Annotated in this window: 7 protein-coding genes; all 7 read left to right on the forward strand. The window is 67.2% G+C overall.

Annotated features, from left to right (window positions below):
* The coding region (locus Q8M82_RS03935) for a cbb3-type cytochrome c oxidase subunit I (protein WP_305690075.1) at positions 1-549 on the forward strand (549 nt) is incomplete at its 5' end.
* 11 nt (positions 550-560) lie between these two features.
* Positions 561-1,325 carry a cytochrome-c oxidase, cbb3-type subunit II gene (gene ccoO, locus Q8M82_RS03940; protein WP_305690076.1) on the forward strand — a complete coding sequence of 255 codons (765 nt, stop codon included), beginning with the start codon at positions 561-563 and terminating at the stop codon, positions 1,323-1,325.
* A gap of 11 nt (positions 1,326-1,336) precedes the next feature.
* Entirely contained in the window at positions 1,337-1,492 is a 156-nt protein-coding gene (locus Q8M82_RS03945; protein ID WP_305690077.1) for a cbb3-type cytochrome c oxidase subunit 3, read from the forward strand.
* A gap of 4 nt (positions 1,493-1,496) precedes the next feature.
* A complete protein-coding gene (gene ccoP / locus Q8M82_RS03950; RefSeq protein WP_305690078.1) occupies positions 1,497-2,378 on the forward strand; it encodes a cytochrome-c oxidase, cbb3-type subunit III in 882 nt (293 codons plus the stop codon).
* A 2-nt stretch (positions 2,379-2,380) separates the two neighbouring features.
* Positions 2,381-3,823: a cytochrome c oxidase accessory protein CcoG gene (gene ccoG / locus Q8M82_RS03955; protein WP_305690079.1), complete on the forward strand. Its 1,443-nt coding sequence runs from the start codon at positions 2,381-2,383 to the stop codon at positions 3,821-3,823.
* A gap of 35 nt (positions 3,824-3,858) precedes the next feature.
* Entirely contained in the window at positions 3,859-4,383 is a 525-nt protein-coding gene (locus Q8M82_RS03960) for a FixH family protein (RefSeq protein ID WP_305690080.1), read from the forward strand.
* Between the two features lie 6 nt (positions 4,384-4,389).
* Positions 4,390-5,585, forward strand: a 1,196-nt coding sequence (locus Q8M82_RS03965; RefSeq protein ID WP_305690081.1) for a heavy metal translocating P-type ATPase, incomplete at its 3' end; no start/stop codon positions are given.

The following is a 5,585-nucleotide window of genomic DNA, read 5'->3' on the forward strand; positions in this document are numbered from 1 at the left end:
AAGATCCGCACAGACCCGATCATCCGCATGATGGTGGCCGCTCTTGCCTTCTACGGCATGTCGACCTTCGAAGGGCCGGTGATGTCCATCAAGGCAGTCAATTCGCTCAGCCACTACACCGACTGGACCATCGGCCACGTCCATTCCGGCGCGCTGGGCTGGGTCGCCTATATTTCCTTCGGCGCGATCTACTGCCTCGTGCCCTGGCTCTGGAACCGCAGGGAGCTGTATTCGCTCAAGCTGGTGAACTGGCACTTCTGGGTCTCGACCCTCGGCATCGTGCTCTACATCTCGGCGATGTGGGTCTCGGGCATCCTCCAGGGCCTGATGTGGCGGGCCTACACCTCGCTCGGCTTCCTCGAATACTCCTTCATCGAGACGGTCGCGGCGATGCACCCCTTCTACGTCATCCGCGCGCTCGGCGGCGCGCTCTTCCTGGCCGGCGCGCTGATCATGGTCTTCAACGTCTGGATGACCATCACCAGCGGCGAGACCGAGAGCGCCCAGGACAACGCCCCGCTTCAGCCCCGCCTTGTGCCGGCCGAGTAAGGACCGCTCTCATGACCACCATCGAACACAAGGCCCCGCGCAAGTCGCTCTGGTCCAAGCACAAGATCTTCGAGACCAACTCCATCATCCTGATCATCGGCGTCCTGCTGGTGATTTCGGTCGGTGGCCTGGTCGAGATCGCCCCGCTCTTCTACCTGAAGAACACGATCGAGAAGGTTCAGGGCATGCGGCCCTACACGCCGCTCGAGCTCGCCGGCCGCGCCATCTATGTCCGCGAGGGCTGCTACAACTGCCACAGCCAGATGATCCGCCCACTGCGCGACGAGGTCGAGCGCTACGGGCATTACTCGCTGGCGGCCGAGAGCATGTACGACAAGCCCTTCCAGTGGGGCTCGAAGCGCACAGGGCCGGACCTCGCCCGCGTCGGCGGCAAGTATTCCGACGAGTGGCAGCGCGCCCATCTCATCGATCCGCGTGCGCTCGTGCCGCAGTCGATCATGCCGGGCTACCCCTTCCTGACCAAGACCGAGCTGAAGTTCGACGACATCGCCGACGAGTTGCGCGCCAATCGCGGCGGTGGCGTGCCCTACACCGACGAGATGATCGCCCAGGCCGCGAGCGACCTGCGCGCCCAGGCCACGCCGGACCATCCCAAGCAGGGCGAACTCGAAGCGCGCTATCCGAAGGCCCAGGCCCGCGATTTCGACGGCGACCCGGCCCGCATCACCGAGGCCGACGCGCTGATCGCCTATCTGCAGGTGCTCGGCACGCTCGTCGACTTCAAGCTCTACGACAACAAAGCCAACATCCGCTGAGCGAGGGGACCATGGACACGACCTATCAGTGGCTCGCGCGCTTCGCGCAATCAGCCGGCCTTCTCTACTTCGTCGGCATCTTTCTCGCCGCCTGCGTCTACGCCTTCTGGCCGGCCAACCGGGCCCGGTTCGAGGAGGCGGCCCGCACCCCGCTGCAGGACGACTGAAATCATGGCTCAGCATCAGGACCACCACGAGGTGGACGCCCATACCGGCGTGTCCACGACCGGCCATGAATGGGACGGGATCCGCGAACTCAACACGCCGCTGCCGCGCTGGTGGCTCGGCATCTTCTACGCCACGATCGTCTGGTCCGTGGGCTACTGGGTCGTCTATCCGGCCTGGCCGCTGATCACCACGACGACCCAGGGCGTGATCGGCTACGCCTCGCGCAACGACATCGCCCGAGATCTCGCTTTGCTGCAGCAGCAGCGCGCCAGCCAGGCGGCCGGGCTGACCGCGTCGCTCGAACAGATCAAGGCTGATCCCTCGCTCTTCCGCATCGCCATGGCGCAGGGCAAGGCGGTCTTCGGCGACAACTGCGCCGCCTGCCACGGCGTCGGCGGCGGCGGAGCCAAGGGCTACCCCAATCTGAACGACGACGAATGGCTTTGGGGCGGCAGCCTCGGCGAGATTCACCAGACGCTGCAGCATGGCATCCGCGTCGCCGGCGACGCCGAGACGCGCATCAGCCAGATGCCGGCCTTCGGCAAGGACGGCGTTCTGAAGCCAGCGGAGATCCGCGTCGTCGCCAACCATGTCCGCGCGCTTGCCGGCCTGCCGACGGAGCGGGGCGTGGACCTGGCCAAGGGACCTGAGCTGTTCGCCACCAACTGCGCCGCCTGCCATGGCGACGCGGGCAAGGGCAACAAGGAGCTCGGCGCACCGAACCTCACCGATGCGATCTCGCTCTACGGCATGGACATGGCCTCGCTGACCGAGACCCTCACCAACAGCCGCGCCGGCGTGATGCCGGCCTGGGGGCAGCGCCTCGACCCCACCACGGTGAAGGCCCTGACCCTCTACGTCCATTCGCTCGGAGGGGGCCAGTAGTCATGGCCCTCCAGGAGACCGAACTCGGGGATCTACCGCTCTTCGCGGCGACGAAGAAGGTCTATCCGCAAAGCGTGTCCGGCCGCTATCGGCGCGCCAAGTGGCTGATCCTCGGGCTCTGTCTCGGCGTGTACTACCTGCTGCCCTTCCTGCGCTGGGACCGTGGGCCGAACCTGCCCAACCAGGCGGTTCTGGCCGACCTCGCCAATGCGCGCTTCTACTTCTTCTTCATCGAGATCTGGCCGCAGGAGGTCTACTATTTCACCGGCCTGCTCATCATGGCCGCCTTCGTGCTGTTCATGATGAACGCGGTCGCCGGTCGGGTCTGGTGCGGCTATCTCTGCCCGCAGACCGTCTGGACCGATCTCTTCCTGACGGTGGAGCGCTTCTTCGAAGGCGACCGGCGCGAGCGCATCAAGCTCGACGAAGGTCCCTGGACCGCAGGCAAGGTCTGGCGGAAGACGGCCAAGCACTTCGTCTGGCTAATGATCGCCTGGTGGACCGGCGGCGCCTGGGTGCTCTACTTCGCCGACGCGCCGACGCTGGTGCGCGACCTCGCGACGCTGCAGGCCCCGTTCACGGCCTATGCCTTCATCGCGATCCTGACCTTCACGACCTATGCGCTGGCCGGCATCATGCGGGAGCAGGTCTGCAACTACATGTGCCCCTGGCCGCGCATCCAGGCCGCGCTGACCGACGACGACGCCCTGAACGTCACCTATCGCTACGATCGCGGCGACCCGCGTGTCTCCGTGAAGCAGGCCGAACGCCTGCGCAAAGAAGGCCATCCCGCCGGCGACTGTGTCGACTGCCGCCAGTGCGTCGCCGTCTGCCCGACCGGCATCGACATCCGCGACGGCGCCCAGCTCGACTGCATCCAATGCGGCCTGTGCATCGACGCCTGCGACAACGTCATGGAGAAGATCAGCCGCCCCAAGGGGCTGATCGCCTATGACACCGACGACAACGTCAAGCGCCGCATCGCTGGCGAAAAGCCGGTCTACAACCCGCTGCGGCTGCGCACGATGATCTACGCGGCGCTGATCCTCGTGGTCGGCGGCGCCATGGTCTTCCAGCTCGCCACGCGCCGCACGATCGAGATGTCGGTGCTGCACGACCGCTCGCCGCTCTTCGTCCGGCTGAGCGACGGCTCGATCCGCAACGCCTACACCATCCGCATCCTGAACAAGCGACCCGACGAACGCCCCGTCGCCCTGACGGTGCATGGCCTGCCGGGCGTCCGGATCGAGGCGGTCGGCGTCGCCGCGACGGCGGATCTGCGCCCGGTCGTCTCGGTCGCGCCCGACTCCTCGCGGGAGGTGCGCGTCCTCGTCACCCTGCCGCCCGACATCCACCCCGAAAAGACCCAGACCATCACCTTCACCGCCGCCGATCTCTTCGCGGGCGAGAGGGTGACCGCGACCGACCATTTCATTGCGCCCTGAGGGGGCACGCCATGTCCTGCTGTGGAGCCTTCATCATGCCCGTAGACCTGACAGCGCCGGTTCGTCCGCGCAGCGACCAGCCCTTCCGTCTCAGCGGCCGCATGGTGCTGGGCGCGCTGCTCGGCTTCTTCCTGGTCGTCGCCGGAATGAACGCCGTGATGATGACGATCGCGATCACCACCATGCCCGGTGTCGACGTGAAGAGCGCCTATGAGACGAGCCAGCGCTTCAACGACGAGATCGCGCGGATGCAGGCGCAGGAGCAGCGCGGCTGGCAAGCCAGCGCGCAAATCCGCCGGTCGGGAGCCGATGCCGTGGTGACGCTGTCGCTGCGCGACAGCGCGGGCGCTCCGGTCACTGGCCTTCGCGTCGAGGCGCGGCTCGAGCATCCCGCGACGCGTCGCGAGGATCATGTGGCCCTGTTGAGCGAAGGTTCAGCCGGGGACTACACCGCCACACTCCCGGCGGTCCATGGCGGTCGCTGGACGCTCACCGTCCAAGCCGCTCGGGACACGGAAACCGTGTTCGTCTCGCGCAGTCGCGTCGTGCTGAAGGACTGAACCGACATGGCCACCCAGCAGGATCTCTCCGTCTTCGTGCGCCATGGCGAAGGCGGCGTCGCGGGCATGGAGCTGGCGGTCGAGGGCATCCGCTGCGCCGGCTGCATGCACGCCATCGAGAGCGGGCTGGCGAAGGACGCGTCCATCCTCAAGGCGCGCGTCAACCTCGCCCTGAAGCGCGTCACCGTCGAGTGGAAAGAGGGTGCGCTGCGCCCCGAAGGCGTCATCGACCGCCTGGCCGCGCTCGGTTTCAAGGCCTATCCCTTCCTCCCCTCCTCAGAGCGCGACAGCGTCACGCAGGAGGAGCGGAGGCTGCTGCGCTATCTCGCCGTCGCCGGCTTCGCCGCCATGAACATCATGCTGCTCTCGGTCTCGGTCTGGTCGGGTCATGGCGGCGACATCAGCCCGGTCACGCGCGACTTTTTTCACTGGCTCTCGGCCCTGATCGCCCTGCCGACGGCCGCCTATGCCGGGCGCCCCTTCTTCGAGAGTGCGCTGCGGGCGCTGCGGGCCGGCGGCGTCAACATGGACGTCCCGATCACGCTCGGCATCGTGCTCGCGCTCGGCATGTCGGTCGTCGAGACCGCCAACCACTCCCAGCACGCCTATTTCGACGGCGCGGTGATGCTGATCTTCTTCCTGCTGATCGGCCGCTATCTCGACCAGATGATGCGCCGGCGCACCCGCGACCTCGCCGGAAATCTCGCCGCGCTCAAGGCCGAGACGGCGACGCGGCTGGCGGCCGACGGTATGACGACCATCGTCCCGATCGCAGCCGTGGCCGCAGGCGACCTCGTGCTCGTTCAGCCCGGCGAGCGCGTCTGCGTCGACGGCGTTGTCGAGAGCGGCCGCTCGGAAATCGACCGCAGCCTCGTCACCGGCGAGACCGACCCCGCCTCGATCGCGGCCGGCGGCCAAGTCCATGCCGGCACGATGAACCTGTCAGGTGCCCTGACGGTCCGCGTCGAGGCGGCCGGCACCGGCACGCTGCTCGACGAGATCGACAAGCTGATGGCCCAGGCCGTCGAGAGCCGCTCGCGCTATGTGCGCCTCTCCGATCGCGCAGCGCGGCTCTATGCGCCGCTCGTCCACGCCACGGCACTGGCCACGCTGGTCGGCTGGATCGTCTTCGGCCTCGCCTGGCAGCAGGCGCTGATCATCGCCATCACCGTGCTGATCATCACCTGCCCCTGTGCGCTGGG

Origin of the sequence: Allobosea sp., assembly GCF_030694325.1 — a bacterium.
Classification (GTDB): Bacteria; Pseudomonadota; Alphaproteobacteria; order Rhizobiales; family Beijerinckiaceae; genus Allobosea.

What these genes read in the sequence shown, in the direction of transcription:
- Q8M82_RS03960 (WP_305690080.1), top strand. Translation starts at nt 3,859, where the DNA reads ATGCCCGTAGACCTGACAGCGCCGGTTCGTCCGCGCAGCGACCAGCCC.
- ccoG (WP_305690079.1), top strand. Translation starts at nt 2,381, where the DNA reads ATGGCCCTCCAGGAGACCGAACTCGGGGATCTACCGCTCTTCGCGGCG.
- ccoO (WP_305690076.1), top strand. Translation starts at nt 561, where the DNA reads ATGACCACCATCGAACACAAGGCCCCGCGCAAGTCGCTCTGGTCCAAG.
- Q8M82_RS03945 (WP_305690077.1), top strand. Translation starts at nt 1,337, where the DNA reads ATGGACACGACCTATCAGTGGCTCGCGCGCTTCGCGCAATCAGCCGGC.
- ccoP (WP_305690078.1), top strand. Translation starts at nt 1,497, where the DNA reads ATGGCTCAGCATCAGGACCACCACGAGGTGGACGCCCATACCGGCGTG.